At 65.6% G+C, this 25,359-nt stretch carries 21 protein-coding genes and 1 pseudogene; 8 read left to right on the top strand and 14 right to left on the bottom strand.

The genetic code is table 11. The annotated features are described in order from the left end of the window. Nucleotides 1–1,101, top strand: coding sequence for a polyprenyl synthetase family protein (locus tag N2K98_RS06780; RefSeq protein WP_370646430.1), 1,101 nt, complete (start codon nt 1–3; stop codon nt 1,099–1,101). A gap of 81 nt (nt 1,102–1,182) precedes the next feature. On the opposite strand, the gene N2K98_RS06775 is transcribed toward N2K98_RS06780, so the two are convergent. Next, nucleotides 1,183–1,536: an Rv2175c family DNA-binding protein gene (locus N2K98_RS06775; protein WP_229952314.1), complete on the bottom strand. Its 354-nt coding sequence runs from the start codon at nt 1,534–1,536 to the stop codon at nt 1,183–1,185. Between the two features lie 258 nt (nt 1,537–1,794). On the opposite strand from N2K98_RS06775, the gene N2K98_RS06770 reads away from it, so the two are divergent. Beyond that, entirely contained in the window at nt 1,795–3,141 is a 1,347-nt protein-coding gene (locus tag N2K98_RS06770) for a lytic transglycosylase domain-containing protein (RefSeq protein WP_255865292.1), read from the top strand. Nucleotides 3,142–3,221: 80 nt separating this feature from the next. Beyond that, nucleotides 3,222–5,378 (top strand): Stk1 family PASTA domain-containing Ser/Thr kinase, encoded by a 2,157-nt coding sequence (locus tag N2K98_RS06765; protein ID WP_255865291.1) that lies wholly within the window; start codon nt 3,222–3,224, stop codon nt 5,376–5,378. 25 nt (nt 5,379–5,403) lie between these two features. On the opposite strand, the gene N2K98_RS06760 is transcribed toward N2K98_RS06765, so the two are convergent. Both N2K98_RS06760 and N2K98_RS06755 read right to left on the bottom strand, forming a co-directional pair. Then, nucleotides 5,404–6,765 carry a class II 3-deoxy-7-phosphoheptulonate synthase gene (locus tag N2K98_RS06760; RefSeq protein WP_255798176.1) on the bottom strand — a complete coding sequence of 454 codons (1,362 nt, stop codon included), beginning with the start codon at nt 6,763–6,765 and terminating at the stop codon, nt 5,404–5,406. A 532-nt stretch (nt 6,766–7,297) separates the two neighbouring features. Further along, nucleotides 7,298–7,978 (bottom strand): annotated as a pseudogene (locus N2K98_RS06755) (lysophospholipid acyltransferase family protein); the annotation flags it as partial. A gap of 170 nt (nt 7,979–8,148) precedes the next feature. On the opposite strand from N2K98_RS06755, the gene N2K98_RS06750 reads away from it, so the two are divergent. Together N2K98_RS06750 and N2K98_RS06745 are read left to right on the top strand one after the other, a co-directional pair. Further along, nucleotides 8,149–8,913, top strand: coding sequence for an alpha/beta hydrolase (locus N2K98_RS06750; protein ID WP_255865290.1), 765 nt, complete (start codon nt 8,149–8,151; stop codon nt 8,911–8,913). Further along, nucleotides 8,910–9,443: a hypothetical protein gene (locus N2K98_RS06745; protein WP_255798109.1), complete on the top strand. Its 534-nt coding sequence runs from the start codon at nt 8,910–8,912 to the stop codon at nt 9,441–9,443. Before N2K98_RS06750 ends, N2K98_RS06745 begins: the two co-directional genes overlap by 4 nt. Nucleotides 9,444–9,474: 31 nt before the next feature. Here the strand turns inward: N2K98_RS06745 and N2K98_RS06740 are convergent, their stop codons facing one another. Further along, the gene (locus tag N2K98_RS06740; protein ID WP_255798177.1) at nt 9,475–10,455 is read right to left on the bottom strand and encodes an ROK family glucokinase; all 981 of its coding nucleotides are present in this window, start codon (nt 10,453–10,455) and stop codon (nt 9,475–9,477) included. A gap of 236 nt (nt 10,456–10,691) precedes the next feature. Here N2K98_RS06740 and N2K98_RS06735 point away from each other — a divergent pair, with 236 nt between their 5' ends. Further along, nucleotides 10,692–12,500: an AMP-dependent synthetase/ligase gene (locus tag N2K98_RS06735; RefSeq protein ID WP_255865289.1), complete on the top strand. Its 1,809-nt coding sequence runs from the start codon at nt 10,692–10,694 to the stop codon at nt 12,498–12,500. A gap of 30 nt (nt 12,501–12,530) precedes the next feature. Here N2K98_RS06735 and N2K98_RS06730 read toward each other — a convergent pair whose 3' ends face one another. Both N2K98_RS06730 and N2K98_RS06725 read right to left on the bottom strand, forming a co-directional pair. Next, nucleotides 12,531–13,958 (bottom strand): mycothione reductase, encoded by a 1,428-nt coding sequence (locus N2K98_RS06730; protein ID WP_255865288.1) that lies wholly within the window; start codon nt 13,956–13,958, stop codon nt 12,531–12,533. Nucleotides 13,959–14,016: 58 nt separating this feature from the next. Then, entirely contained in the window at nt 14,017–17,415 is a 3,399-nt protein-coding gene (locus N2K98_RS06725; RefSeq protein ID WP_255865286.1) for a pyruvate carboxylase, read from the bottom strand. Nucleotides 17,416–17,673: 258 nt separating this feature from the next. On the opposite strand from N2K98_RS06725, the gene N2K98_RS06720 reads away from it, so the two are divergent. Beyond that, nucleotides 17,674–18,516, top strand: coding sequence for a ParA family protein (locus N2K98_RS06720; protein WP_255798113.1), 843 nt, complete (start codon nt 17,674–17,676; stop codon nt 18,514–18,516). A gap of 127 nt (nt 18,517–18,643) precedes the next feature. Here the strand turns inward: N2K98_RS06720 and N2K98_RS06715 are convergent, their stop codons facing one another. From N2K98_RS06715 to N2K98_RS06690, 6 genes are all read right to left on the bottom strand, one after another. After that, nucleotides 18,644–19,231, bottom strand: coding sequence for a MerR family transcriptional regulator (locus N2K98_RS06715; protein ID WP_308219820.1), 588 nt, complete (start codon nt 19,229–19,231; stop codon nt 18,644–18,646). A gap of 190 nt (nt 19,232–19,421) precedes the next feature. After that, nucleotides 19,422–19,916: a bifunctional nuclease family protein gene (locus N2K98_RS06710; protein ID WP_255798114.1), complete on the bottom strand. Its 495-nt coding sequence runs from the start codon at nt 19,914–19,916 to the stop codon at nt 19,422–19,424. Between the two features lies 1 nt (nt 19,917). Further along, nucleotides 19,918–20,667: a transcriptional regulator FtsR gene (gene ftsR / locus N2K98_RS06705; RefSeq protein WP_255798115.1), complete on the bottom strand. Its 750-nt coding sequence runs from the start codon at nt 20,665–20,667 to the stop codon at nt 19,918–19,920. Nucleotides 20,668–20,704: 37 nt separating this feature from the next. Then, nucleotides 20,705–21,175 (bottom strand): FHA domain-containing protein, encoded by a 471-nt coding sequence (locus N2K98_RS06700; RefSeq protein WP_255798116.1) that lies wholly within the window; start codon nt 21,173–21,175, stop codon nt 20,705–20,707. Nucleotides 21,176–21,416: 241 nt separating this feature from the next. After that, entirely contained in the window at nt 21,417–22,241 is an 825-nt protein-coding gene (gene erm / locus N2K98_RS06695; RefSeq protein ID WP_255865285.1) for a 23S ribosomal RNA methyltransferase Erm, read from the bottom strand. A 312-nt stretch (nt 22,242–22,553) separates the two neighbouring features. Next, complete coding sequence (locus tag N2K98_RS06690) at nt 22,554–22,682, bottom strand: LPXTG cell wall anchor domain-containing protein (protein ID WP_255865284.1); 129 nt, start codon at nt 22,680–22,682, stop codon at nt 22,554–22,556. Nucleotides 22,683–22,740: 58 nt separating this feature from the next. On the opposite strand from N2K98_RS06690, the gene N2K98_RS06685 reads away from it, so the two are divergent. Then, nucleotides 22,741–23,394, top strand: a complete 654-nt coding sequence (locus N2K98_RS06685) for a hypothetical protein (protein ID WP_260554116.1) — start codon at nt 22,741–22,743, stop codon at nt 23,392–23,394. On the opposite strand, the gene N2K98_RS06680 is transcribed toward N2K98_RS06685, so the two are convergent. Both N2K98_RS06680 and rox read right to left on the bottom strand, forming a co-directional pair. Next, the gene (locus N2K98_RS06680; RefSeq protein WP_255865282.1) at nt 23,381–23,773 is read right to left on the bottom strand and encodes a VOC family protein; all 393 of its coding nucleotides are present in this window, start codon (nt 23,771–23,773) and stop codon (nt 23,381–23,383) included. The genes N2K98_RS06685 and N2K98_RS06680 overlap by 14 nt on opposite strands. Before the next feature lie 22 nt (nt 23,774–23,795). Further along, nucleotides 23,796–25,235 carry a rifampin monooxygenase gene (gene rox, locus N2K98_RS06675; protein ID WP_255865281.1) on the bottom strand — a complete coding sequence of 480 codons (1,440 nt, stop codon included), beginning with the start codon at nt 25,233–25,235 and terminating at the stop codon, nt 23,796–23,798. Nucleotides 25,236–25,359: the final 124 nt, after the last annotated feature.

The following is a 25,359-nucleotide window of genomic DNA, read 5'->3' as shown; positions in this document are numbered from 1 at the left end:
GTGCCCGCCACCCCAGTCGAATCCGCGCAGGAGGAGCAGGCTGCATACCGGGGCCTGCTGGGCACGGAACTCGAGGATTTCCTGGCGCTCCAGCACTCGGTGCTCTCCGAGGTCTCCCGCGAGGCGCTTCCCCTGCTGGATGCCGTGCACAACCTTGCCCGCGGAGGGAAGCGGCTGCGGGCTCTCCTTGCGTACTGGGGATGGCGCGGCGCAGGCGGAACTCCCCTGCAGCCGGAAGCCGTCCGGGCCGGCGTCGCACTGGAACTGTTCCAGAGTGCCGCACTGATCCACGACGACATCATTGACCGGTCCGACACCCGCCGCGGCGGGCCGAGCGTCCACCGCACGTTCTCGATGGCGCATGCGGACTCCAACTGGCATCTGGACGGATTACATTTCGGTTCATCGGCAGGCATCCTTGCCGGTGATCTTTGCCTGTCCCTCAGCGAGGAAATGTTTTCCGCGGTGGGTCCGCGGGCGGCGCACGGCACCGAGGCCCGGCGCATCTTCAACCGCATGCGCACAGAGGTCATGGCCGGGCAGTACCTGGATATCCTGGAAGAGGTTGCAGGTCCGGGCCACGACCCCGAACACGCCGTCGTCCGGGCGCTCAATATCCTGCGCTACAAGGCGGCAAAGTACACCACGGAGCATCCCCTGACCCTTGGCGGCGCCCTGGCCGGTGCCGACGCAGAGCTCCTGGCGGGCTATTCCCGCTTCTCCCTGCCCCTGGGCGAGGCGTTCCAGCTGCGGGACGACGTGCTGGGTGTTTTCGGGGATCCCCGGACCACGGGCAAGCCGGCAGGAGACGATCTGCGTGAGGGTAAACGCACGGTCCTGATTGCCTACGCCCTGTCCAGCGGAAGCGAGAGCGCCCGGAAAGAGATCACGGCCCGGCTTGGGGATCCGGAGCTGGACGACGACGGCGTGGCCCGGCTGCGCGGAATCATCCTGGACACCGGGGCGCTGGCCGCGACGGAAGAACTCATCTCGAGGCATACGGAAACAGCGTTTTCCGCATTAGCCGCACTCCCCCTTGACGGCACCCCTCGGGCCGCCCTTGACGCGCTGGCCCACTCAGCCGTTCGGCGCAGTTCCTAGCGATACTAAGATCCCCAAATAATAAGGAGCTGCCAGTCCGGAGACTGGCAGCTCCTTATTCAGGTGCTGCGTTAGGCGTTGTTACCAGCCCAGCGCCTGTGCTCGGCGGCGGATCTCCGTCTTGCGCCCTTCACGGAGCGCGTCCACGGGACGGCCGGGCAGCGTGTCGTCGGCCGTGAAGAGCCAGCGGATCATCTCGTCGTCGTGGAAGCCTGCGTCATCGAGCACCGAAATGGTGCCCTTCAGGCTGTCCAGCACGGAGCCGTCAGCGATAAAGGCAGCCGGGATGCTGCGGATCTTCCGCTCGCCGAGGCGCACAGCCACGAGGGCGCGCTCCTCCAGCAGGCTATGCACCTTGTTAATAGGGAGATCGAGTTGTTCAGCCACATCGGGCAGGGTCAGCCAGTCGGAAACAAGTTCCTCGAGTTCATTCACCCTTCAAGGGTGCCACGTCCGGGGTTGCCCGGGCCACTTTGCCGTTTGGCAACAGAACTGAAACACAAAAACGACTACCCGGGTATTGTGCCGGTCGCTGGTTAGTGTAAATTCACATTAGTACCTGTAATCACATCAGTAACTAGCACATCATGAGTCACATAAACAACAGCAGTAACACCCGTTCCAATACTTGTTTTTAATCCAAGGGATTTGCGGTAAAGGCCGCGGCCAACACAGATGAGGAAACATCACCATATGAACGCTCAGTCCACCACGGGAACGCCCGAGGCGCGTCCCGTTGCCACAGGAATACCGCGCAAACTGAGTGTTGCCGTGACGACCGCCGCCATTCCTGCAGTGATGATGTCCGCGTTGGCTCTTGCCGAGCCGGCGGCAGCTGCCCCCGCCGCTCCCCAGAACTCGCTGTTTCCCCAGCTCCCCCTGCAGGCCATCAAGAACCTGAACACCGGAGCTGCCACCGGAGTCACCGCCTCGCAGCTGGCCACCCAGGTTCCCGCGACGCTGCCGGCTGAGTCGGCCGTTCCTGCTACGCACCGGATCGTTTCCGGCGACACGGTCAGTTCAATTGCAGCACAGTACGGACTGTCCGTGACGGAACTGCTGCGCGTTAACAACCTGCAGCCGACCTCTTTGATCTTCGCAGGGGACGATCTCCGCCTTGGCGGGGCATCCGCATCCGCTGCTCCCGCCTCCGCTGCCGCCGAAGGCACCTACACGGTGGTCTCCGGGGATACTTTGAGCGCCATTGCCGGAAAGCACGGCGTCAGCCTCTCCAGCATCCTTGCCGCGAACGGTCTGACCCTCACGTCCGTCATCTACCCGGGCCAGTCGATCCGCATTGACGGCCAGGCACCCGCCGCTCCCACGGCACCTACCGGTGTCGAGGCGGCCCCCGGCACCGGCGGCACCTACACGGTCGCCGCCGGGGATACCCTCAGCGCAATCGCCGCGAAGCACGGCGTCAGCCTCTCCGGCATCATGGCCTCCAACGGACTGTCGCAGACCTCGGTGATCCGCCCCGGCCAGAAAATCACCGTTGACGGCAGCACCGTCAGTGTCACCGCTTCCGCCCCCGCGGCAGCCGCACCCACGGATCTGGTTCCCAACACCTTCCTGCACTACACGTACCCCGAGCACACCGTCGCCGACGCCAACCTCAACAAGCAGACGCTCAACTCAATGCCCGTTCCCAGCCGTGCGCAGATGCAGCAGATCGTGGCTGACACGGCAGTGCAGATGGGCGTCGACCCGGCCTTGGCACAGGCATTTGCCCTCCAGGAATCCGGCTTCGACCAGCGGGCCGTCTCGCCCGCCAACGCCATCGGCACCATGCAGGTCATTCCCTCCTCCGGGGAATGGGCCTCGCAGCTGGTAGGACGGCAGCTGAACCTGCTGGATCCGTACGACAATGCCACGGCCGGCGTAGCGATCATCAGCGCTTTGATCCGCAGCAGCGACAGCCTGGAAAACGCGATTGCTTCCTACTACCAGGGCCAGTACTCGGTGACCACCCACGGCATGTTCGCGGATACGCGCAACTACGTCAGTTCCGTGCTTGCCCACCGGGCGTCCTTCCAGTAAGGCAATCACGGAGTGCAGCGGAAGGGTCCGGATCGGGTGTCGATCCGGACCCTTCCGCGTACCGCCATTAGGATCGAAGAGTGCATGAGCCCGTGAAAGACTCCCTCGTTGAGACGCTGGTCGACGACCGTTACTTCGTCAGGTCCCTGATTGCGCGCGGCGGAATGTCCAGCGTTTACCTGGCCACCGACCGCCGCCTGGACCGTGATGTGGCGCTCAAGGTGCTGTTCCCGCACCTTGCCTCGGACCGCGGTTTCCTTCGGCGTTTCGAAAGCGAAGCCAAATCGGCTGCGCGGCTTTCCCACCCCCACGTGGTGGGCGTCCTGGACCAGGGGATCACCGACAGCCTGGCTTACCTCGTGATGGAGTATGTGCCCGGACGGACCCTGCGCGGGCTGCTGGACGAGCGCGGCCCCCTGTCGCCGCGCCTTGCGCTGGCCCTGATGGATGCGGTGGTCGAAGGGCTGGCCGCTGCGCACGACGCCGGTCTGGTCCACCGCGATGTCAAGCCGGAGAATGTGCTCCTTGCGGACAACGGCAGGATCAAGATCGCCGACTTCGGACTGGCGCGCGCCGTGTCCACCAGCACCAACACCGGAACACTGGTGGGTACCGTCGCCTACCTCGCACCCGAACTGGTTACTGCGGGCGGTGCCGACGAACGCAGCGATGTCTATTCAGCCGGCATCATGCTTTATGAAATGCTCACGGGCCGGCAGCCTTTCACCGGGGATTCACCCATCCAGGTGGCCTTTGCGCACGTCCATTCCTCCGTTCCCGCACCCTCGGACCTGTGCCCGGGACTGGCGGAAGACCTGGACGAACTTGTCCGCTGGTGCACGGCAAAGGACCCCGAGGAACGCCCGGTAAACGGCCGGGCCCTGCTCGGCGAGCTGCGGCACATCCGCACATCGCTTAGCGATGCAGAGCTTGACTTCCGGTGCACTCCGGACCCGGCCAGCGGACCGTCAGGCGCCGGCACACCCACCGAGGCGTTGGCCGGAGCCACGGAAGTCCTCACGGCCGGCGGTGCTGCCGGTGCAGCCACAAGCGTCATCGACACCTCCTCACTGGGCGCCGGCGGTACCCGCGCGAACCACACCGAGGTCATCCACCGGAACGACAACGCCACCACGGTATTTCCTGCCGGCAGCCGCGGTGCAGGGGATGACGGTGCGGACCAGGACGGGTACGACGTCGAGGGCCCGGACGACGACTATGACACAGACGGCGAAGCCGACCTCAGCCCCAACGCGCGCCGGCGCAGAGCTCAGCGGGATGAACGCGACCGGCAGCGGCTGAACGACCGTGAGGCCCATCGCCCGCAGTTATCCCTTCGCAGCGGAAAGCCGCGCCGGCGGGGCATCCTGCTGGCCGTGCTGCTGACGGTACTGCTTGCGGCGGTTGCCTTTGCCGGTTGGTTCTTCGGTGCCGGACCCGGAGCCCTTGTCTCCGTACCGGATGTGAGCAACGCTTCCGTCGAGGAAGCCGGCACACAGCTGGGCGACGCCGGCCTGAACTACACCACCGACGAAGTGTTCGATGAGGTGGTGGCAGCGGGGCTGGCCGTGGGCACCGATCCCGGCGCGGCCCGGGAAATCCGCCGCTTCCAGCCGGTGAAACTGCTCGTGTCCAAGGGCCCGCAGCTGTTCTCCGTCCCCAACGTCGTCCAGCGCACGCTCGAAGCCGCCCGGGCTGACCTTCAGGAGGGCGAGCTCGCGCTCGGCGCAGTCACGGAGGAGTACAGCGAAAGCATTGAAGCCGGCAGTATCATCAGCCAGCAGCCGCTGCCCGATACGCTGCTGCGGCTCGGAGCGCCGGTCGACGTCACTGTTTCAAAGGGACCGGCACCCGTCGAGGTCCCCGTGGTCACCGGCCTGGGTGAGGACGCTGCGCTGAAAGCCGTTGAAGACGCCGGACTCACGGCTGCCGTGGCTCCGGACAAGGTGAACAGCGCTACCGTGCCGGCGGGCGCGGTAGTCGCCCAGACGCCGGCATCCGGGCTGCTGGAGCGCGGATCCACCGTTACGCTGACCATCTCCCTCGGCCCGCGGATGGTTGAGGTCCCGAATTACGTGGGACAGCGCGTCGAGACCGCGCGGGCTGACCTGGAAAGCCGCGGGTTCACCGTCGAGGTGGAGAATCTGCTGGGCGGATTGCTTGGCCTGGTCCGGGACCAGGAACCGGGTGCGGGAACCGCCCCCGAGGGCTCCACCGTCATCCTGAAGGTGGTGTAGCCCCCGGGGCGGTCCTGCGCCCCGGTCAGCTCCTGCGGGAAAGGGCTCCGGCAACCAGGAAGGCCATCTCCAGCGACTGCATATGGTTCAGCCGGGGATCGCAGACGGATTCGTAGCCTTCCACGAACGCTTCCTGGTCAATGGGGTCCGCACCGCCCAGGCACTCCGCGACGTCGTCGCCCGTCATCTCCACGTGCAGGCCGCCGGGGAAGGTTCCCAGGGAATCGTGCACTTCGAAGAAGCCGCGCACCTCGTCCATCACATCGTCGAAGTTGCGGGTCTTGTAGCCGTTCGGCGAGGTGACGGTGTTGCCGTGCATGGGGTCCGTCACCCAGAGCACCTGGGCACCCGAGGCCGTCACCTTCTCCACCAGGGCGGGAAGCTTCTCGCGGATGTTCCGGGCACCCATCCGGGTTATGAACGTGAGTCGCCCCGGTTCCCGGTTCGGATCCAGCTTGTCGATCAGGGCTAAGGCGTCTTCGGCGCTCGTTTTCGGGCCGAGCTTCACGCCAATGGGGTTGCGCACCCGGGACAGGAAGTCCACATGCGCGGAATCGAGCTCACGGGTCCGCTCTCCGATCCACAGGAAGTGCCCGGAGGTGTCGTACGGCTGGCCGGTCCGGGAGTCCACCCGGGTCAGGGCCCGTTCGTAGTCCAGGAGGAGCGCCTCGTGGCTGGCGAAGAACTCGACTCGCTTCAGCGCTTCGAAATCGGCACCGCAGGCGTCCATGAAGCGTACGGCGCGGTCGATTTCCCGGGCCAGGGATTCATAGCGGGAGTGTGCCGGGTTTGACGTGAAGCCCTTGTTCCAGTGGTGCACCAGCCGGAGGTCGGCGAAACCGCCCTGCGTGAAGGCGCGGATCAGGTTCAGCGTGGACGCGGACGCATGGTAGGCGCGCACCATCCGCGCCGGGTTGTGCCGGCGTGATTCGGGTGTGAAGTCGTAGCCATTGACCATGTCTCCGCGGTAGGCGGGCAACGTCACGCCGTCACGGGTTTCCTCATTGGACGAGCGCGGTTTGGCAAACTGCCCGGCCATCCGGCCCATCTTGATCACCGGAACGGACGCACCGTAGGTGAGGACCACGGCCATCTGCAGCAGCGTCCGGACGCGGGCGCTGATCTTGTCCGCGGTGGCTGCCTCGAAGGTCTCGGCGCAGTCGCCGCCCTGCAGGAGGAAAGCACGGCCCTGGGCGGCCTCGGCCAGACGGCTCCGGAGGACATCCACTTCGCCGGCAAAAACCAGCGGCGGCACCATCGAGAGTTCGGCAATGGCCGCGTCATACCCCGGGTCGTCGCGCCACGTCGGCTGCTGGGAAATCGGCAGGGAACGCCAGTTGTCCAGCTCGGGGTGGCTCGCGGAAGTGGCCGCCGCGCCCGAGAGCATGGTCGGAATGGACTCGCGGTGTACGGGGGTGTCAGTCACGGCTTAAATCCTACTAGTTGCCCGCCTGGAGCGAACAAAACCGTCATAAACGCTGCCGCGGCACGCAATACACGCAGGCTTCCGCCGTTCCCCCTCGGGAAATCTAGGCAGTGTGGGAGCGTGGATCTACGTCGCGGTCATCGGCTGCGGAAGGGCGAACACTGCTGGATTCGGCACCGTTGCTTTCGACACCGCTGGTTTCGGCGGCATCGGTCCCGACAGCGCGGGCACCGTTGGCGCCGGGCCTGCGGCCCCGGAACTTCAGGCGCCGCTTGTTTCCGGCGTCCTGCGCGGTATCGCCCGCTTCGGCTGCAGCCCGGGGCTTTCCGGTGCCCTTGGCCGCGCTCGAACCGATGACGGTAACGGCGCCGGGCAGTTTGTCGCCCGCTTCGGCAGGCAGTTCCGAACCGCCGGCCGGAGGCACTGTCCCGGATTCGGAGCCGGTGGAAAGGCGGACAGCCGCGCTGCGTGCCTGTGCGGCCTTAGCGCCCTTGCGGGCGGCCATTTTCTCCTTGACGGTGCTGGCGTATACATCCACGTATTCCTGGCCGGAAAGACGCATGAGCTCATACATGATCTCGTCGGTCACGGACCGCTGGATGAAGCGGTCATTCTCCAGCCCGGCGTACCGCGAGAAATCCAGCGGTTCGCCTACGATGATGCCGATCCGACGGATATTCGGAATCCGCCGGCCGATGGGCTGGACCTTGTCCGTTCCGATCATCGCAACGGGGATGACGGGAACACCGGTGGAGAGCACCAGCTTGGCCACACCGGTCTTGCCGCGGTACAGGCGTCCGTCCGGGCTGCGGGTCCCCTCCGGGTAAATGCCCAGCAGGCCGCCGTTTTCCAGGACATCGACGCCTGCCTTGAGCGAGGACGCAGAGGCTGCTCCGCCGGAGCGGTCCATCGGCAGCTGGTTCGCGAGCCGGAAGAAGGTTGCAGTGAGCTTGCCCTTGATGCCCTTGCCGTTGAAGTAATCGCTCTTCGCGAGGAAGCTCACCGGCCGGGGCACGGCGAGGGGAAGAAAGATCGAATCGGAGAACGAAAGGTGATTGCTCACCAGGACGGCAGGCCCGGATTCGGGGATGTTATCCATTCCCTTGACCCAAGGCCTGAAGAGAAGATTTACCACCGGCCCGATGAATATAGTCTTCATCACCCAATAGAACACGCGGCTTGATCTCCTGTCCGGACAAGACAATAACGGGGGACCCGTTTGGTTCCCCAGACTCTACTGTATGCGCGCTTATCCCCCGCTGGTGAATTCGGCGCGTACAGGGGTTCCCGGGAGTTTCCCCCGTGCGGGGTCCAAAAACGCCCCTCTAATGCAACCATAGACATATGACTTCCCTCCCCGGCGCTGATGCCTTCCATTCAGAGGGGCACGGACCCAACGCGGGTGTGGGTGTGCTTCTCAGCCACGGATTCACCGGATCCCCGGTGAGCCTTGCGGCTTGGGCGCGCCACCTGGCGGACCGTGGCTACGCCGTGAGCCTGCCGCTGCTGCCTGGCCACGGCACCAGCTGGCAGGAATTGGCACAGACGCCCTGGCTGCGCTGGTACGAGGAATACGAGAGCGCCTACCTAAACCTGCGGAAGCGGACGGACTGTGTTGTGTCGGCAGGGCTTTCCATGGGCGGCACCTTGGCGCTGCGGCTGGCGGCGACGCAGCCGGTGGCCGGCGTCGTCGTGGTTAATCCCGGGCTGACGTTCGCCGACCCCCGGGCACGCTATTCGGGCGTGCTGAAGTATTTCCTGAAATCGGTGCCTGCCATCGGCAACGACATCCGGCTCGAGGGGCAGGATGAGGGTGCGTACCCCCGCACGCCGGTGGGCGCGGTGCAGCAGCTGGGCAGGCTCTTCCGGAATACTGCCGCGGCTCTGCCGAACGTCACGGCTCCCGTACTGGCGTTCCGGTCACGGGTGGACGCCGTGGTGCCGGAATCCAGCATGGTAATGCTCCGCCGGCGGCTCGTTAATGCAGAGCTTGAGGTGGTGCCGCTCGAAGACAGCTACCACGTTGCCACCATGGACCACGACGCGCCGCTGATCTTTGACCGCTCATCTGAATTCATCCGACGCGTGAGCTCCGGGGTGCGCGCATGAGCGAACGCGAGCCGGAACATAACGAGTCCACCGACGAGGAAGTCTGGCTGGACCTGGTCGCCCGCCTGGAGCACATGGACGCCAGCGATCCGGTGCATCCGGAACCCGGCCAATCCGCCGGCGCCACGGATGCCGCTGCCCCGCACGGCAGCGGGGAAACGGGACAAACAACACCGTCCCGCGATCCGGCGGCACCGACACCGGCCGAACGGACCCGCGCCATTTTCGAGAACCAGCCGTTGGCATCAGCTGGGCCCCGGGACTATATCTCCAAGGACGAAGATGAGGACGACGGCGGGTTTGTGCCGCCCGAGCCGCCGCCGCTTGGCACCGGGGAACCACTGGTAGTGCTCAGCTGGCTCGGCACACTGGCCGGACCGCTCCTGCTCCTGGTGTTCGCCATGTTCTGGCGCAGCGCCCCGCTGCCGGTCATCCTCGGAACCATCGCCGTCTTCGCGGGATCCGCAGCCTATCTGCTTTTCCGCCTGCCCCAGCACCGCGACGAGGATGACGACGGCGCGGCCGTCTAGGCCCGGTTTCCTCTCCCGGGGACTCCCCGGCTCAGCGCCGTGCGGCGATCCGCGACAGGTCCGCAGCTCCGATCATCCCCGCGGACGGGCCCAGTGCCGCCCGCTCCATTTTGGCCGCGGGGCGGAAGCCCCGCCCGGTAAGGTTTCGGGCAAAGGACCGCCGCGCCGGCTCAAGCAGCAGATCACCGGCATCGCTCAGCCCGCCGCCGATGACGAACATCCCCGGATCCAGGGCAGCGGCGAGGTTCGCCAACCCCAACCCGAGCCACTGTCCCACTTCGTCAAGGAGTTCGATGGACGCCGGGTCGCCTTCGAGGGCCAGTCTGGTGACGACGGCGCCGGTCACCTGCTCCGCATTGCCGTTCACGGCCCGGAGCAGTTCCTGGGCTACCGGGGAGTTGGCTGCGGCCAGTTCCCGGGCCTCCCGGCCCAGGGCATTACCCGAGGCGTACTGTTCCCAGCAGCCCCGGTTGCCGCATTCGCAGCGGTGCCCGCCGGGCATGATGATCTGGTGCCCGAACTCCCCCGCCACGCCGTACCGGCCGCGCTCAAGGCGCCCGTCGAGCACCATCGCCCCGCCGATTCCGGTTCCAAGGGTCACGCAGACCATCCTGCTCTCCCCCGCGCCGGCTCCGAACCGGTACTCCGCCCAGGCGGCGCCGTCGGCGTCGTTCACCAAGAAGACACGCCTGCGCAGCAGCCGCTCCAGGTTCTCGCGGAGGGGCTCGTTCCGCCAGGCCAGGTGCGGGCTGAACAACACGGTGCTGCCGGCGAGGTCCATCCACCCGGCCGCGCCGATGCCGACGGACCACACGTGGTGCTCGGCCGAAAGTTCCCGGACCAGGTCCACGATTACCGCTTCGACTTCCCGGGGATCCTGCCCCGGCGTCGACCGGCGTGCCTGCTTCAGCACGCGACCGTCTCCGTCCACAAGCCCCGCCGCCACTTTCGTCCCACCGATATCAATTCCGATAGCCAGCCCGCGCCGCCGCATTCGGTTCGGCAGCCGCATGGGCCTGCGGGGCCGGAACGGCTCCGAAGCAGCAAGCCTGCGCTGGAGCGGGGTGGAAAGCGGACGGGGAACGGGTGCTGGGGTAACTGGACGCATCAGAAACCCATTCTAGGGAAACGGCAAGAGCGGCGACGCGTTTGTTATGAATCTGCAAGGTTACCGACGGGTAAGAAAATGTGATCTACGTTATAGGCTGAACAGTGCCTACGGGCGTACCGGATATCAAAGGAGCTATCGTGCGAGAATTCAGCGTTCCCGTCCTAGCGGAGTCCCCGCCGCAGACGAACATCACCAACATGCTGCTCGACCAGGCAGCCAAGCCAAGCAACCCCGCTCTCTTTGCCGTCCGGAACGGCCAGGGCGAATGGCAGCGGATCAGTGCCACCGAGTTCACCAAGGACGTCCGGGCGCTGGCAAAGGGCTTCATGGCCAGTGGTATCAAGGCAGGCGACCGCGTGGCTATCATGTCCCGGACCCGCTACGAATGGACCCTGGTGGACTTTGCGCTCTGGTTCGCAGGGGCGGTATCGGTTCCCGTCTATGAGACCTCCTCCCCTTCGCAGGTCGCCTGGATCCTGAGCGATTCCGGGGCCGTCGGCATTGTGGTTGAGGCTGCCAGGCACGAGAACATTGTCCGCACGGCCGCCGCCGACGAAGACCTTTCCATGGTCGCCAACGTGTGGCAGATCGAAGGCGGAGGACTCGACACACTGCGCGCCGACGGCGCTTCGGTGAGTGATGAGGATCTCGAGAAACGTCGCTCCACCGCCCAGATGGCTGACCTTGCGACCATCATTTATACGTCCGGCACCACGGGCAAGCCGAAGGGCTGCGAACTCACGCACGCCAACTTCGTCGATGTGTCCCGGAACTCCGAGCTGGCAGAGCCCGAAGTTGCCACCGAAGGCTCGCAGACGATCATGTTCCTGCCCCTGGCACACGTCCTCGCCCGCTTCATTTCCGTGCTGTGCGTGGCCACCGGCGCAACCGTGGCACACACGCCCGACGTCAAGAACCTGCTGCCTGACCTGCAGAGCTTCAAGCCCAGCTTCATCCTGGTGGTTCCCCGCGTCCTCGAGAAGGTCTTCAATGCCTCCATGCTGAAGGCCGAAGACGGCGGCAAGGGCAAGATCTTCCACGCCGGCGTCGCGACCGCCGTCGCCTGGTCGAAGGCGAAGCAGGAAGGCAAGGTCCCACTGAGCCTCACCCTGAAGCACGCCCTCTTCGACCGCCTGCTGTACGGCAAGATCCGCGAGGCCATGGGCGGCAACGTGAAGTACGCCGTCTCCGGCGGTGCACCCCTGGGCGAACGGCTGGGGCATTTCTTCCACGGCATCGGACTGCTGGTACTGGAGGGCTACGGTTTGACCGAAACCACGGCTCCGCTCACCACCAACACCCCGCAGCTCGTCAAGCTGGGAACGGTAGGCGCACCCCTTCCCGGGAACAGCGTGAAGATCGCCGACGACGGCGAGATCCTGGCCAAGGGCATCAGCGTGATGAAGGGCTACTACAACCGCCCGGAACTGATGGGTGAAACGTTTACTGACGGCTGGTTCCATACCGGTGACATCGGCGAACTGGACTCGGACGGCTTCCTGAAGATCACCGGCCGAAAGAAGGAAATCATCATCACCGCCGGCGGCAAGAACGTGGTTCCCTCCCAGCTGGAGGATTCCATCCGCGCCGATTCCATCGTTTCCCAGTGCGTGGTGGTCGGGGATGCGAAGCCGTTCATTTCGGCCCTCATCACCATCGACGAAGAAGCCCTTCCCGGCTGGCTCGGGCGGCACAAACTGCCGGACACCATGACGGTGACCGAAGTGGCCAAGACCGACGAGCTGCAGAAGGAACTCCAGGCCCTGGTGGACCGTGCCAACAAGAAGGTTTCCTCTGCCGAGGCGATCAAGGAGTTCCGTGTGGTCCCGACCGACTTCACCGAGACCAGCGGACACCTGACCCCGTCGTTGAAGATCAAGCGCGCCCAGGTGATGCGGGACTTCTCCGACGTCATTGACGATATCTACAGCGGGCAGCGGGTCTGATTTATCCCAGCCGGGCAGGAACCGACTCCCCTAGAGGCGGTTCCTGCCCGGCTTTTCCTTTGTATTCAGCGAAAGCAGTGCGTTTTCGACCACCTCTGTCAGTGCCGGGTGGATCCAGTACTGCCCACGGGCCATGGTGGCGGCATCCAAGCCGAACTCCATCGCCTGCACCAGGGGCTGGATCAGCATGGACGCCTCATGTCCCATGATGTGGGCGCCGAGCAGCCGGCCGCTTTCCCGCTCCGCCAGCAGTTTCACGAACCCGGTGGAATCCTCCATCGCCCAGCCGTACGCCGTCGACCCGTATTCCTGCACGGCCAGGGCCAGTTCGACGCCGCGGGCCTCCGTATCGGCGATGGCCTGGTCCTCGGTCATCCCGACGCTGGCAATCTGCGGACTGCTGAAAACCGCTGCCGGCACGAAGCGGTGGTCCATGGCACGCAGGTCCCCGGGGTGCACCAGGTTGTGCGCCACCACGCGCGCTTCGTGGTTGGCCACGTGCTTGAGCTGGTAGGGGCTGCTGATGTCACCCAGCGCCCAGATCCCCTTCGCCGGAGCGCCGGAGGCCAGCACCCGGCCGTAGCTGTCCACGGCCAGGCGGCCATCCGAGGTGAGGTCAAAACCGGCAGCACCGATGTCCAGCCGGTCTGTGTTGGGGGTCCGGCCGGTTGCTGCGAGCACCAGGTCCACATCCAGGGCCGACTCTGCGGCGGGACCGGAGAGCACCGCATGCACGGAACCGTCGGCGTTTTCGACGAGTGAGTCCACCGTCGTTTCTAACTGCACGTTCCACTGCTTGGAGGCTTCTGCGGTGAAGCGCTCGGACACGGTTTCGTCCAGGGACCGAAGCAGCGCCCCCGACCGCACGGCCATGGTGACGTCGGACCCGAAAGCGGAGAAAACGAAGCCGAACTCCGCGGCGATATACCCGCCGCCGATGATCAGGACCCGGGCCGGCAGCTCATCGATACGCATCACGGTGTCGGAGGTATGCACCTGGGGAAGGTCCATCCCCGGCACATCCGGCAGGACCGGACGGGATCCTGCGGCCACCACGATTTCATCAGCGGTGATCTCCTGCCCCGACGCCGTGACGAGTGCGTGCGGCGAGACGAAGCGGACGTATTCGCTGAAAAGCGTGACGTTGTCCAGCTCCTCGTCCCGGTAACGGCGGCCGCCGTCGGAAATCGCATCGATGCGGGTGAAGATCCGGTCCCGGATATCCCGCCACCGGACGCCTGCGGACACCGTGTCCACGCCGAGCCGCGCACCGTCCACTGCGGCGGCCGCCAGCTGGGCGGGATACACGAACATCTTGGTGGGGATGCACCCGACGTTGAGGCACGTTCCTCCGAACGTGCCTCCGTCGATGATCGCTACCTTCTTACCGTCCCAGTCCGGGGTGATGATCGAGTTGCCGGAGCCGGAACCAATGATGGCCAGATCGAAGTGAGTCACGCTCTTCAGTCTATGCAGTCACAGTCCACCGATCATTTCGCACCGGTGAAGCCGGTACTCATTTCGGAGCGATGACCAGCAGCAGGTCCCCGCCCTGGACCTGCTCCACCCGGGAGATGGCGACCCGTTCAACCGTTCCGGCAACCGGGGCCGTAATGGAGGCCTCCATCTTCATTGCCTCGATGGTGGCGACGGTTTCCCCTGCGGCGACCTCTGCACCTTCCTTGGCGGTGACGGTAACTGCACCCGCAAACGGAGCCGCAACGTGCCCGGCCTCGGTCGGATCTGCCCGTTCCGCCGATTTCGTGGTGCTTTCGATGCTGCGGTCCCGGACCGAGACCGGACGCATCTGCCCGTTCAGGGTGGTCATGACCGTACGCATGCCCTTTTCGTCCGGCTCGGACACCGCGTCCAGCGCTGCGATCAGCCGCACGCCCTTTTCCAGTTCGATGACGTGTTCTTCCCCGCGCCGCAGCCCGTACAGGTAGTCCCGGGTTTCCAGTACGGAAACGTCTCCGTAGGTTTCACGGACGGTTGCGAACTCCTTTGCCGGGCCGGCAAAGAGCAGCCGGTTCAGGGTTTCCTGCCGGGTAGCGGAATCGGCGTGCAGTCCCGCCTTGTCCACTTCGCTCAGTTCGACGTCGCGCGCCTTGACCTTGCGGCCCTGCAGCGCCTTGGTCCGGAAGGGCTCCGGCCATCCTCCGGGCGGATCGCCGAGTTCACCGCTGAGGAAGCCGATCACGGAATCCGGAATGTCGTAGTTCTGCGGGTTCTCCTCGAAGTCCTCCGGGGAAACGTTGGAGCCGACCAGCTGGAGGGCCAGATCGCCCACCACCTTCGACGACGGCGTGACCTTCACCAGACGGCCCAGGATCCGGTCCGCGGCGGTGTACATGTCCTCAATGGCTTCGAACCGCTCCCCCAGTCCCAGGGCAATCGCCTGCTGACGCAGGTTGGAAAGCTGGCCGCCCGGAATCTCGTGGCGGTACACGCGTCCGGTGGGACCCGCCAACCCGGATTCGAACGGCGCGTAGACCCGCCGCACGGCCTCCCAATACGGTTCCAGCGCACCCACAGCGTCCAGGCTGATCCCGGTGTCCCGTTCGGTGTTGGTCAGCGCGGCGACCAACGAGGACATGGACGGCTGGCTGGTGGTGCCCGCCAGCGGCGCGCTGGCAACGTCCACGGCGTCCACTCCCACTTCGGCAGCGGCCAGCAGGGTCGCCAGCTGGCCGCCTGCAGTGTCATGCGTGTGCAGGTGGACGGGCAGGTCGAAACGCTCCCGCAGTGCGGCGACCAGCTTGGCGGCCGCCGCGGGGCGCAGCAGGCCTGCCATGTCCTTGATGGCCAGGATGTGGGCGCCTGCGTCCACCATCTTCTGCGCCAGGTCCAGGTAGTAGTCCAGCGTGTAGAGGTCCTCGTTGGGGCTCAGCATGTCGCCGGTGTAGCAGAGGGCCACTTCCGCGACCGCGGTGCCGGTCTTGCGGACGGCCCGGATGGCAGGCTCCATCTGCGAGACATCGTTCAACGCGTCGAAGATACGGAAAATGTCGACGCCGGTAGCCGCAGCCTCCTCCACGAAGGCTTCGGTGACTTCAGTGGGATACGGGGTGTAGCCCACCGTGTTCCGTCCGCGCAGCAGCATCTGGATGCAGATGTTGGGCAGCTGGTGCCGGAGGGCCGCCAGCCGCTCCCACGGATCCTCGCCCAGGAACCGCAGGGCGACGTCGTACGTGGCACCGCCCCAGGCCTCCACGGACAGCAGCTCGGGAGTCAGGGCCGCTACCGCGGGTGCAGCCGCGGTCAGGTCCCTGGTCCGCACCCGGGTGGCCAGCAGCGACTGGTGGGCGTCGCGGAAAGTGGTGTCGGTGACGGCCAGTTCGGTCCGCTGCCGCAGGTCCGCCGCGAAACCCTCGGGGCCGAGTTCGAGCAACCGCTGCCGGGACCCCGGCACGGCAGCCGGCAGATCGGCGGGCAGCTTCTCCGCCGGGTCGATGTGCGCAACGGGATCGCCGTAGGGCTTATTAACGGTGACATCGGCGAGCCAGTTGAGCAGCTTCGTACCTCGATCCGCCGAGCCGCGGGCGTTGAGCAGTTCGGGGCGTTCCTCGATAAACGAAGTGGCTACGTCGCCGGCAACGAAGTCCGGATCATCCAGGACCGCCTGCAGGAAGGAGATGTTGGTGGCGACGCCGCGGATCCGGAACTCGGCCAGCGCCCGGCGGGCCCGGTTGACCGCTATGGGGTAGGTCCGTCCCCGGCAGGTCAGCTTGACCAGCAGCGAATCGAAGTGCGGGCTGATTTCAGCGCCCGCGTAGACGGTGCCGCCGTCGAGCCGGACCCCGGCGCCGCCGGCGGAACGGTAGGCGGTGATCCGGCCGACGTCGGGCCGGAACCCGTTGGCCGGATCCTCGGTGGTGATGCGGCACTGGAGGGCGGCACCGCGGATCTGCAGTTCGTCCTGCTGCAGGCCCAGATCGGCCAGCGTCTCACCGGCCGCGATCCGCAGCTGGGACTGGACAATGTCGACGTCGGTGATTTCCTCGGTGACCGTGTGTTCCACCTGGACGCGGGGGTTCATTTCGATGAACACGTGCTGGCCGGCGCGTTCGCCGACGGTGTCCACGAGGAACTCCACGGTTCCCGCGTTGACGTAGTTCAGGGCCTTGGCGAACTTCACCGCGTCCCGGTACAGGGCCTGGCGGATGTTCTCATCCAGATTGGGCGCCGGCGCTATCTCCACCACCTTTTGGTGGCGGCGCTGCAGGGAGCAGTCACGTTCGAACAGGTGCACGATGTTGCCGTCCGCATCGGCAAGGATCTGTACTTCAATGTGCCGGGGACGCAGGACTGCCTGCTCCAGGAACACGGTGGCATCGCCGAAGGCTGTTTCAGCCTCCCGCATGGCCGCCTGCAGCGCCTCGGGCAGCTTGTCCGCGGTGTCCACCCGGCGCATGCCGCGGCCGCCGCCGCCCGCAACGGCCTTGACGAAGATGGGGAACCCGATGTCCTCCGCCTCGCTGAGCAGCTTCTCGACGTCGTCGCTCGGCTCGGTGGAGCGCAGTACCGGGATGCCTGCCTTCCGCGCCGCGTTCAGGGCATGGACCTTGTGGCCGGCCAGTTCGAGGATGTCCGCCGCGGGACCCACAAAGGTAATGCCGGCGTCGGCCGCAGCCCGCGCGAGGTTCGCGTTTTCGGAAAGGAATCCGTAACCGGGGTAGATGGCGTCACAGCCGGATTCCTTGGCTACCCGGATAATCTCGTCCACGTCCAGATACGCCCGGACCGGATGTCCCTCTTCCCCGATCAGGTAAGCCTCGTCGGCCTTCTGACGGTGGATGGAATTCCGGTCCTCATGGGGAAACACGGCCACGGTCTTGGCACCTAGTTCATACGCGGCGCGGAAGGCGCGAATGGCGATCTCGCCCCGGTTCGCTACCAAAATCTTCGAGAACATGGGTCTCCTGGATCAATTGCGGATGGGGCACCCGGACAGATACCGCCATTATTTACCCACGGCACAAGAGGCAAACCCCAAGGCGTACCGGAACCCCGCCGGGGGCGGACTCCGGAGCTGCCGTGTTGGACATCACACTTGCACCAGTCTAATCGCCACCCCTGCAAAAGCCCGCTGCCAAGGTAACGGGTGTGCGTCACATAGAATGAGTCAGCAGCGTCCAGTGATCCCTAGACACGTTAGGTTTTGGTTCATCAAGTGCAAGTAGTGAGCATCAGCAGCCTGAAGGGCGGCGTCGGCAAGACCTCCGTCACCCTCGGTCTGGCATCCGCAGCGCTGGCCGCCGGCATTCCGACGCTCGTCGTGGACCTGGACCCGCACGCCGATGCCACTACCGGCCTGGGTGTCAGCGCCGGCAACCAGCTCGGAATCGGCGAGATGCTCCGGACGGCCCGTCGGGCACAGCTTTCGGACCACGTAGTCCCCAGCGGCTGGGTGGCGAACGCCCGCCGCCTTGCGAAGGATTCCGACGGCAAGAAGGCCGTCCTGGATGTTGCCATGGGCTCGGCCTACTCCGGTATTTACGACCGTCCGGACCTTGGCAAGCGCGATCTTCGACGCCTGACCAACCTGCTGTCCCGGGTGTCCGGATACGGCTTGGTCCTCATCGACTGCCCGCCGTCGCTGAACGGCCTCACCCGGATGGCCTGGACCGCCAGCAACCGGGTGCTGCTGGTAGCGGAGCCGGGACTGTTCTCGGTGGCCGGCACCGAGCGGACCATGCGCGCGCTCGAACTGTTCCGGGAGGAATTCGCTCCGAACCTGGCCCCCGCCGGAATCATCGCCAACCGGGTGCGGCCCAGCTCCAACGAGCACGTTTTCCGGCTTGCTGAAATGAAGCAGATGTTCGGTGACCTGCTCCTCACACCCACCATTGCAGAACAGGCGAACTGGCAGCAGATCCAGGGTGCCGCCCATTCGGTGCACCACTGGCCGGGCGAATCGGCCAAGCAGGCAGCCGGAACCTTCGATGCCCTGATGAAGAACCTGATGGATTCCGGCAGCGTGCGCAACCGCGTGATGCGCCGCCCGGTGGCCTAGCGCCGGTCAGGCCACAGAGCAGCTGAACAAACACTGAAGGGCATCCCCGCGGGGATGCCCTTCAGCGTTAATGGTCTGTATTGTGCGTGCCCTACTCGAGCGGTGTGGCCTAACTGATCTGCGTGGCCTAACTGATTTTGCGGGCGATGCGGCGCTGGCTCAGTTCGTCTCCGGGAAAGTCCTGCTCGTTGACGTGCTCACTGGGCAACTGCGCGAGGCTGCCCTCAACCTCTCGCCAGACGCGGCCCACGGCTATGCCGAAGACTCCCTGGCCGCCCTGGACCAAGTCGATGACCTCGTCGGCGGAAGTGCACTCGTAAACGCTGGCGCCGTCGCTCATCAAGGTGATCTGCGCCAGGTCCTCGACCCCGCGCTCACGCAGGTGCTCAACGGCTGTTCGGATCTGCTGGAGTGATACGCCGGTGTCCAGCAGTCGCTTAACGACCTTCAGGACCAGGATGTCGCGGAAACCGTAGAGGCGCTGCGTGCCGGAACCGGCGGCACCTCGTACCGCAGGTTCCACAAGCCCGGTGCGTGCCCAGTAATCCAACTGGCGGTAAGTTATCCCTGCAGCCTTGCAGGCGGTAGGGCCGCGGTAGCCAGCGTCTTCGTCGAGAAGAGGCAGGTCCTCGGTGAACAGCAAGCCCTGGGCGCTCTGGGAAGGGATGCTCCCCGGTGCTGCGGCGTGTTCGCCGGCATCGCCTTTCGGACTCACGTGTGCCTCCTAGTAACGGTTCCCCTGGGGGTCGGCACAGGCCGGAGCTGTCGGGGTTTCTTCAGTGTGCCCCGAGAACTCCCCCGGTGCAATGGGAACTCTATTCTTCGACGTTAGAACCGACGGGCACCAAGGTCAAAGATGCCGGGAACTTTTCCGAAGCGTGTCGGAGGCATACGTGGACAACTGCTCAGCGTTCGAAGTCTTCGGGCTCGACGTCGGCCAGGAACTCGCGGAACTGGCGCATCTCCTGCTCCGCGTTGTCCTGCTCTTCTTCGTCTTCGGGATCGGCATCGGCAATGCGGACGCCGGCCTCATTGAGGACTTCGTCGGCGCAGTAAATAGGGCACGGAATCCGCAGGGCAACCGCAATCGCGTCCGATGCCCGCGAATTCACGGCGGTTCCGTCCTCGAAGACAATCTCCGCGTGGAACACGGTGTCCTCCACGGAGATCAGCCGGACGAGTGTCACTTCGCGCTTGAGGGCGTGAATCAGGTTCACCAGCAGGTCATGCGTCATGGGGCGCGGGGGAACGATTCCCTGCTGCACAAAGGCAATGGCACTGGCTTCCGGGGCACCGATCCAGATAGGCAGGTGCCGTTCGCCGTTGATTTCCTTGAGCAGGACCAGCGGCTGGTTGGACGGGAGTTCGATCCGCACGCCGACAACTTCTACTTCCTGCATCTCAGCCCTCCATCCGCGCAATTTGGCCATGCACCAGAGCACTGTGCAGGCTCAGGCACAGGTCGCTGATCTCACGGGCGGTCTCAGCGGCGCGGGCCTTCGAGGCGACGTCCCGGCGGGAGGCGACGGGCGCAACCACGCGTTCAACCAGTCCGAGCTCACGGTCCGCGGCCGCCCGGAACGGACGCAGGTGGCGCGGTTCGATGCCGTGGGCCTCCAGCTGGACACAGGCCTTCGCCACCTTCAGCGCATGCTCGTCATAGTTCTCTTCGGCACTGGTGATCAGCCCGTAGCTGACCAGGCTGTGCACCAATTCCGTGGTGGCGCCGGATTCCTTGACCAGTTCGTTGAAGGTCAGGGTCCGCGCATGGGAACGGGCCGCGAGCTCTCCGGCCAGCTGGTCCGAAACAACGCGCGGGGCAAGGGACATACCGCCGGGAAGCGACTCGGGCCGCTCCCCCCGGTCAATCGCATCCAGATAATCCTTGATGACCTTCAGCGGCAGGTACTGGTCCCGCTGCAGTGCCAGCACAAACCGAAGGCGCTCGACGTCGGCCGGACTGTACTTGCGGTAACCGGCGGCCGTTCGCTGCGGCGTCACCAGACCCTTTTCCTCGAGGAAACGGATCTTGGACGCGCTGATGGCAGGGAAGTCCGTGCTTAGCTCGCTCAGGACCTCGCCGATATTCAGCACCCTGCCGCGCAGCCGTTCCGGTCCGGTGGTGCGCCTGACGGACTGTGATGCTGACATGTCTACTACCTTATCTGCCCTACGCCGGGGCCTGAGCCTAGTTTCCGGCAGTTGCGGGGCGGGCAGCGTAAAAAGTGAGTCGGAACTTACCGATCTGCACTTCGCTCCCGGTACGCAGCAGCACGCTGTCCACCCGGTCATGGTTGACGTACGTGCCGTTCAGGCTCATGGAGTCCACCACGCGGAACCCCTCGGGGGTGCGGCGGAACTCAACATGCTTGCGTGAAACAGTGACGTCATCGAGGAAAACGTCTGCGTTGGGGTGCCGTCCGGCAGTGGTGACGTCCTGGTCCAGCAGGAAGCGCGCACCGGCGTTCGGACCGCTGTGGGCAATCAGCAGGGCTGAGCGCGCAGGGAGGGCCGCGACGGCGGCTCGCTCGTCCGGAGTCAACTTGGGCTCGACGGATGCGGCATCGGACATCGGGGGAAGACTGATGGATGTAGTGTCTTCCGCGCTGGGCGCCCGTCGGTTGCCCGCTCGTTCGGCGCTGTACTGCTCGCCCGCCATGTGCAATTTCCTCCCCAAAAAGAAAACTGATCAGCCAAAAATATCTGGCTGACCCGGTTCCGATGACTGTTTCTGCCTTACCTGCTGTATCAGCCTACCCGTAACCGGCCCGGTGTGGCACTGATTTACAAGTACTGCTTCCGGCTTGTGCGGGCAGGAGGTAATAATCGGGGCGTGCGCGGGCGTCGGAGGTGGCCCTGCCGATCCTGCGGATCCTGTCCGTCCCGATTCCGAAGCCTCGCTACCTGCTCGGCCGCGACACATTCGCCCTGGCCAGCCCTGCCTCACCTGCCGGCCCCTTGGCGGAGGCGGTTGCCTGCCACAACCGCGGCCACTGCGCGGCGGCTACATCCCTGGGCAGCGCCTGCACCGGAACTCCCGCAGCGGACAACGCGGTCCGTGCGGCCCGTGCGGACCCAAGATACCTGCCGAGGATCTCCCCCAGCCCTGCTCCGGGACCGCTGAAGATGCCGCGCACGAACCGCTCGTAGGCTGCCCGGTCCTGCGGTCCCAGCAGCGGAACCTTGCGACGCCGGAGGCAGAGGACTCCGCCGTCCACTGTGGGGCGAGGGCGGAACCCGGCTGCTGGCACCCGGCCCCGAAGGTCGAATTCGAACCAGGGAGAGGTTTGGGCCGTCAGCAGGGTTCCGCCGCCGACCCCGGCCCGCTTGCGGGCGACCTCCCACTGGGTCAGCAGCACCGCTTGGGTCCAGGTACCCGTTGTCAGCAGACGGCGCAGGATCGGGGTAGTCAGGTGAAAGGGAATATTGCCCACAATCACAGGTCGGTCAAATGGAACGGTCAGGGCATCGGCCTGCCGCACCCGTGCTGCGGGCACACGCCGTTGCAGTCGTTCTACGCAGCCTGGATCCAAGTCAATGGCCAGCAGGTCACGGCCGAGGGCTGCGAGCGGACGGGTCAGGGCGCCGTCGCCGGCACCGAGTTCGAGGATGCTCCCGCCGCCCGAGGAACGGACCAGGCCAGTGACCAAACGGATAGTGGGTTGGTGGATCAGGAAATTCTGGCCGAGCTCCTCCCGGCCGCCATACTGGGTTCTCGCTCCCACGAGCGCTCCAATCGCCGCGAAATGGAGCACCCTTCAGGCATACGACGCCTTCCGGGTGCCTGGCATCCGGAACGACGGCGCGCGGTACCGCGAGTGGAGGTGCCGCCCGCCGTCAGCGGCGGCGGTCGCGCACGAAGAACCCGCAGCCGAAAGCGCGGGCAAAAGCTCTACAGGAAGTCATGGGAAGGAGGATACGGCGACCGGCTCGACGATTCCAGAGGGAGCAAGATGTACGGCGGATGGATGAACGGCAGCCGGCCCCGGGATAGGGCCGGCTGCCGCACGTCTCGGGGTCCTTGAGGGCGGCTACGCCTACGATTCCTCGGCTCCGCGGCGACGCGTGAAGTACACGCCGGCAGCACCAGCGACAAGAAGGCCTCCGGCTCCCAACAGTGCGAGCGAGGTGCCGGTTGCACCGGTGCCTGCCAGGTCAGGGCTCACACCATTGGACGGTCCTCCGGTCCTCATGCACGGCGGAGTGATGGACACTACCTGGACCATGGTCACCCCTGTATCAGTCTGCGTCGGCGTCGAGGTACCGGTCGGCGTCGGAGTGACTGTGGGGGTACCCGTCGGCGTCGAGGTGGGCGTGCTAGTCGGAGTGACCGTCGGCGTCGACGTGGGCGTTGTTGACGGGGTGCCCGTCGGCGTCGACGTGGGTGTAGTTGTCGGGGTGCTCGTCGGCGTCGAGGTCGGCGTACTAGTCGGGGTACCCGTCGGCGTCGACGTGGGTGTAGTTGTCGGGGTGCCCGTCGGCGTCGACGTGGGTGTAGTTGTCGGGGTGCCCGTCGGCGTCGACGTGGGCGTAGGCGTCGACGTGGGCGTAGGCGTGGGGGTCATGAGACAGGTGGGCGTAGGGTCCGAAACGGCTACGAAAACACCGGATTCCATTGGCGCGGCGGGAGCCTGTGCGGCAGCCGTCGGAGCGGTGGCCAGCGAGCCCACGAGGGCAAAAGCTGCCGCCAGGCTGCAGATTGAAGTAGTGGCAAGGGCATGTGGAAGGCGTTTGGTTTGCATGCGGACGAGGTTGACACCCTGCCTTGTTCTCCGCAAGCGTAAAATCCACTTTCTTCACCCCAGCCCCAGTGTTCCCAGTAGTAACGCGAGCCGCAGTCATACCGGTTCGTGGATCCCGCCGGTCATTCGCCGGTGATCCACTGGACTATTTGTACGATCAAGCCGTTCGGATCCCGGTACTGCGCGAACCGTTCACCCCAGGGCTCCGTTTCCGGAGGGGTCACCACGTCCACACCGTCGGCAAGGAACTGTTGGTGGACTTCGTCGAGATTCTCGACCACGTGCACCAGCAACAATCCCTCCCGTGCCCGTCCAGCGACCTCCGGCGGCTGAAACGTCGAGAGGCCGGTACGCAGGAAAATGAGGTTCGATCCCCCGCCCGGATGTCTGAGCGAAACAAAGCCGTCGTTTTCCATCTCCACGATGTAGCCAAGATGGCGGACGAGGAAGGCTGCGGAGGCTTCCGGCGCGGGAACGTTCAGGGAGACGGCGAAGGAGGTGACTTTCGCGGGCATGGCTGGTCCTTTCTCGGGCCGGTTATTCCGCCGCAGGGGCCGGGTTTCCGAACCAGCGTCCTACCGCTGGCGTGAGATCCTGCTGGTCGTCGCCCATCCAGGCCACATGACCGTCTGGGCGCAGCAGTATGGACGGATTCATCCGGTCCAGGTCGGTCACCGTATCGATCCGGTCTTCCCAGCCTTCCACCGAGAGTTGCCCCGTCCGTTCAAGTAGGAGGCCGCGGCCGGCATGCATCCGCTCGTAGAGCCGGCCTTCCTTCAGTGGCAGGTCGGGCAGTCGGCGGCCAAGCAGGTCGGGGCCGGTACCGAAGTCGTACCGAATGCCAGTCGCTGTGATTTTCTCGATCAGATACCGGTTGACCTGGTTGAAATCCATCAACTCAGCCAGCAGCCGACGGACCGCCTGCGGGCCCGGTTCCGTGGACGTCAGCTCGGACTGGGCGCGGGTATTGTCGAGCACTGCAGCCGCCACGGGCCGCCGTTCGGCGTTGTACGTGTCCAGCAGCCCTGTCGGTGCCCAGCCTTTCACCGCGCCGGCAAGTTTCCAGCCGAGGTTGAACGCGTCCTGGAGACCCAGGTTGAGCCCTTGGCCGCCGAAGGGCGGATGGATGTGCGCGGCGTCGCCGGCCAGCAGGACCCGGCCGGACCGATAGCGTTCGGCCAGCCTGGTGGCGTCGCCGAAACGGGAGATCCAACGCGGGGAATGCACCCCGAAGTGAGTGCCTGCGTACCGTGTCAGCTGCACACGGAGTTCCTCGAGGGTGGGTGCGCTGCGGTCTTCGGCAACGCCGTTGGCCGGAACCACCACGCTATAAAGGCCGTCCCCCAGCGGGACGACGCCGAAATCCTTATGGTTCTCGCGCACCTCCGCCACCACGGACATGACCGTCTCCTCCGGCTCGGTGAGTTCCATCTCCCCCAGCAGCCGATCCTGCCGGCTGGGTTCACCGGGGAAGCCGATACCGAGCAGTTTCCGCACCGTGCTGCGGCCTCCGTCGCAGCCCACGAGGTACCCCGCCCGGAGCAGCCCGCCGCCCTTGAGGCTCACCGTGACGCTGTCGTCGTTGTGGTTCACACCCGTTACTTCCCGGCCGCGCTGAAACTCGACGCCGGCAGCCAGGGCGCATTCCGTCAGCAGCCGCTCCGTGACGGGCTGCGGAATGCCCAGGACATATGGGTAGGTGGTGTCCAGCCCCTCCGGCGGGTCCTTGACAATGCCGGCGAAGAATCCGCCGAGCGGATACCTGCGGCCGTGTTCCAGGAACGGCTCGACCACACCCCGCTGATCCAGGATCTCCAAGCTGCGCGCGTGCAGGCCTCCCGCACGGCTCACTGCCGTGGGCTGGGCATCCCGCTCCAGCACCAGCACATCCACGCCGTGCAGCCGCAGTTCGCGGGCGAGCATAATGCCGGTCGGCCCGCCGCCGGCGATGATCACGTCCCTCACGGCTTCGCGCATGGTTTTGCCTTTCCCTGAGGCCGCCAGCGGTGCGGCACGGCCGGGCACTGCTGCAGGTCGCGGCGGTCCCGCTTCCGCTGCCTGAACCGGCAGGTTACGGTACGGGGGATTCGAGCCGTAAGCG

Source organism: Arthrobacter jinronghuae (assembly GCF_025244825.1).
GTDB classification, from domain to species: domain Bacteria; phylum Actinomycetota; class Actinomycetes; order Actinomycetales; family Micrococcaceae; genus Arthrobacter_B; species Arthrobacter_B jinronghuae.
The sequence above is the reverse complement of the archived record's forward strand: the minus strand, read 5'-3'. Positions and strand labels throughout refer to the sequence as shown.

Bases quoted from the DNA above. Each gene is read 5' to 3' on its own strand.
- N2K98_RS06770 (WP_255865292.1), top strand. From the start codon at position 1,795: ATGAACGCTCAGTCCACCACGGGAACGCCCGAGGCGCGTCCCGTTGCC.
- N2K98_RS06760 (WP_255798176.1), bottom strand. From the start codon at position 6,765: ATGCTCTCGGGCGCGGCGGCCACTTCCGCGAGCCACCCCGAGCTGGAC.
- N2K98_RS06750 (WP_255865290.1), top strand. From the start codon at position 8,149: ATGACTTCCCTCCCCGGCGCTGATGCCTTCCATTCAGAGGGGCACGGA.
- N2K98_RS06745 (WP_255798109.1), top strand. From the start codon at position 8,910: ATGAGCGAACGCGAGCCGGAACATAACGAGTCCACCGACGAGGAAGTC.
- N2K98_RS06740 (WP_255798177.1), bottom strand. From the start codon at position 10,455: ATGCGGCTGCCGAACCGAATGCGGCGGCGCGGGCTGGCTATCGGAATT.
- N2K98_RS06725 (WP_255865286.1), bottom strand. From the start codon at position 17,415: ATGTTCTCGAAGATTTTGGTAGCGAACCGGGGCGAGATCGCCATTCGC.
- N2K98_RS06710 (WP_255798114.1), bottom strand. From the start codon at position 19,916: ATGCAGGAAGTAGAAGTTGTCGGCGTGCGGATCGAACTCCCGTCCAAC.
- ftsR (WP_255798115.1), bottom strand. From the start codon at position 20,667: ATGTCAGCATCACAGTCCGTCAGGCGCACCACCGGACCGGAACGGCTG.
- N2K98_RS06700 (WP_255798116.1), bottom strand. From the start codon at position 21,175: ATGGCGGGCGAGCAGTACAGCGCCGAACGAGCGGGCAACCGACGGGCG.
- N2K98_RS06685 (WP_260554116.1), top strand. From the start codon at position 22,741: ATGGTCACCCCTGTATCAGTCTGCGTCGGCGTCGAGGTACCGGTCGGC.
- N2K98_RS06680 (WP_255865282.1), bottom strand. From the start codon at position 23,773: ATGCCCGCGAAAGTCACCTCCTTCGCCGTCTCCCTGAACGTTCCCGCG.
- rox (WP_255865281.1), bottom strand. From the start codon at position 25,235: ATGCGCGAAGCCGTGAGGGACGTGATCATCGCCGGCGGCGGGCCGACC.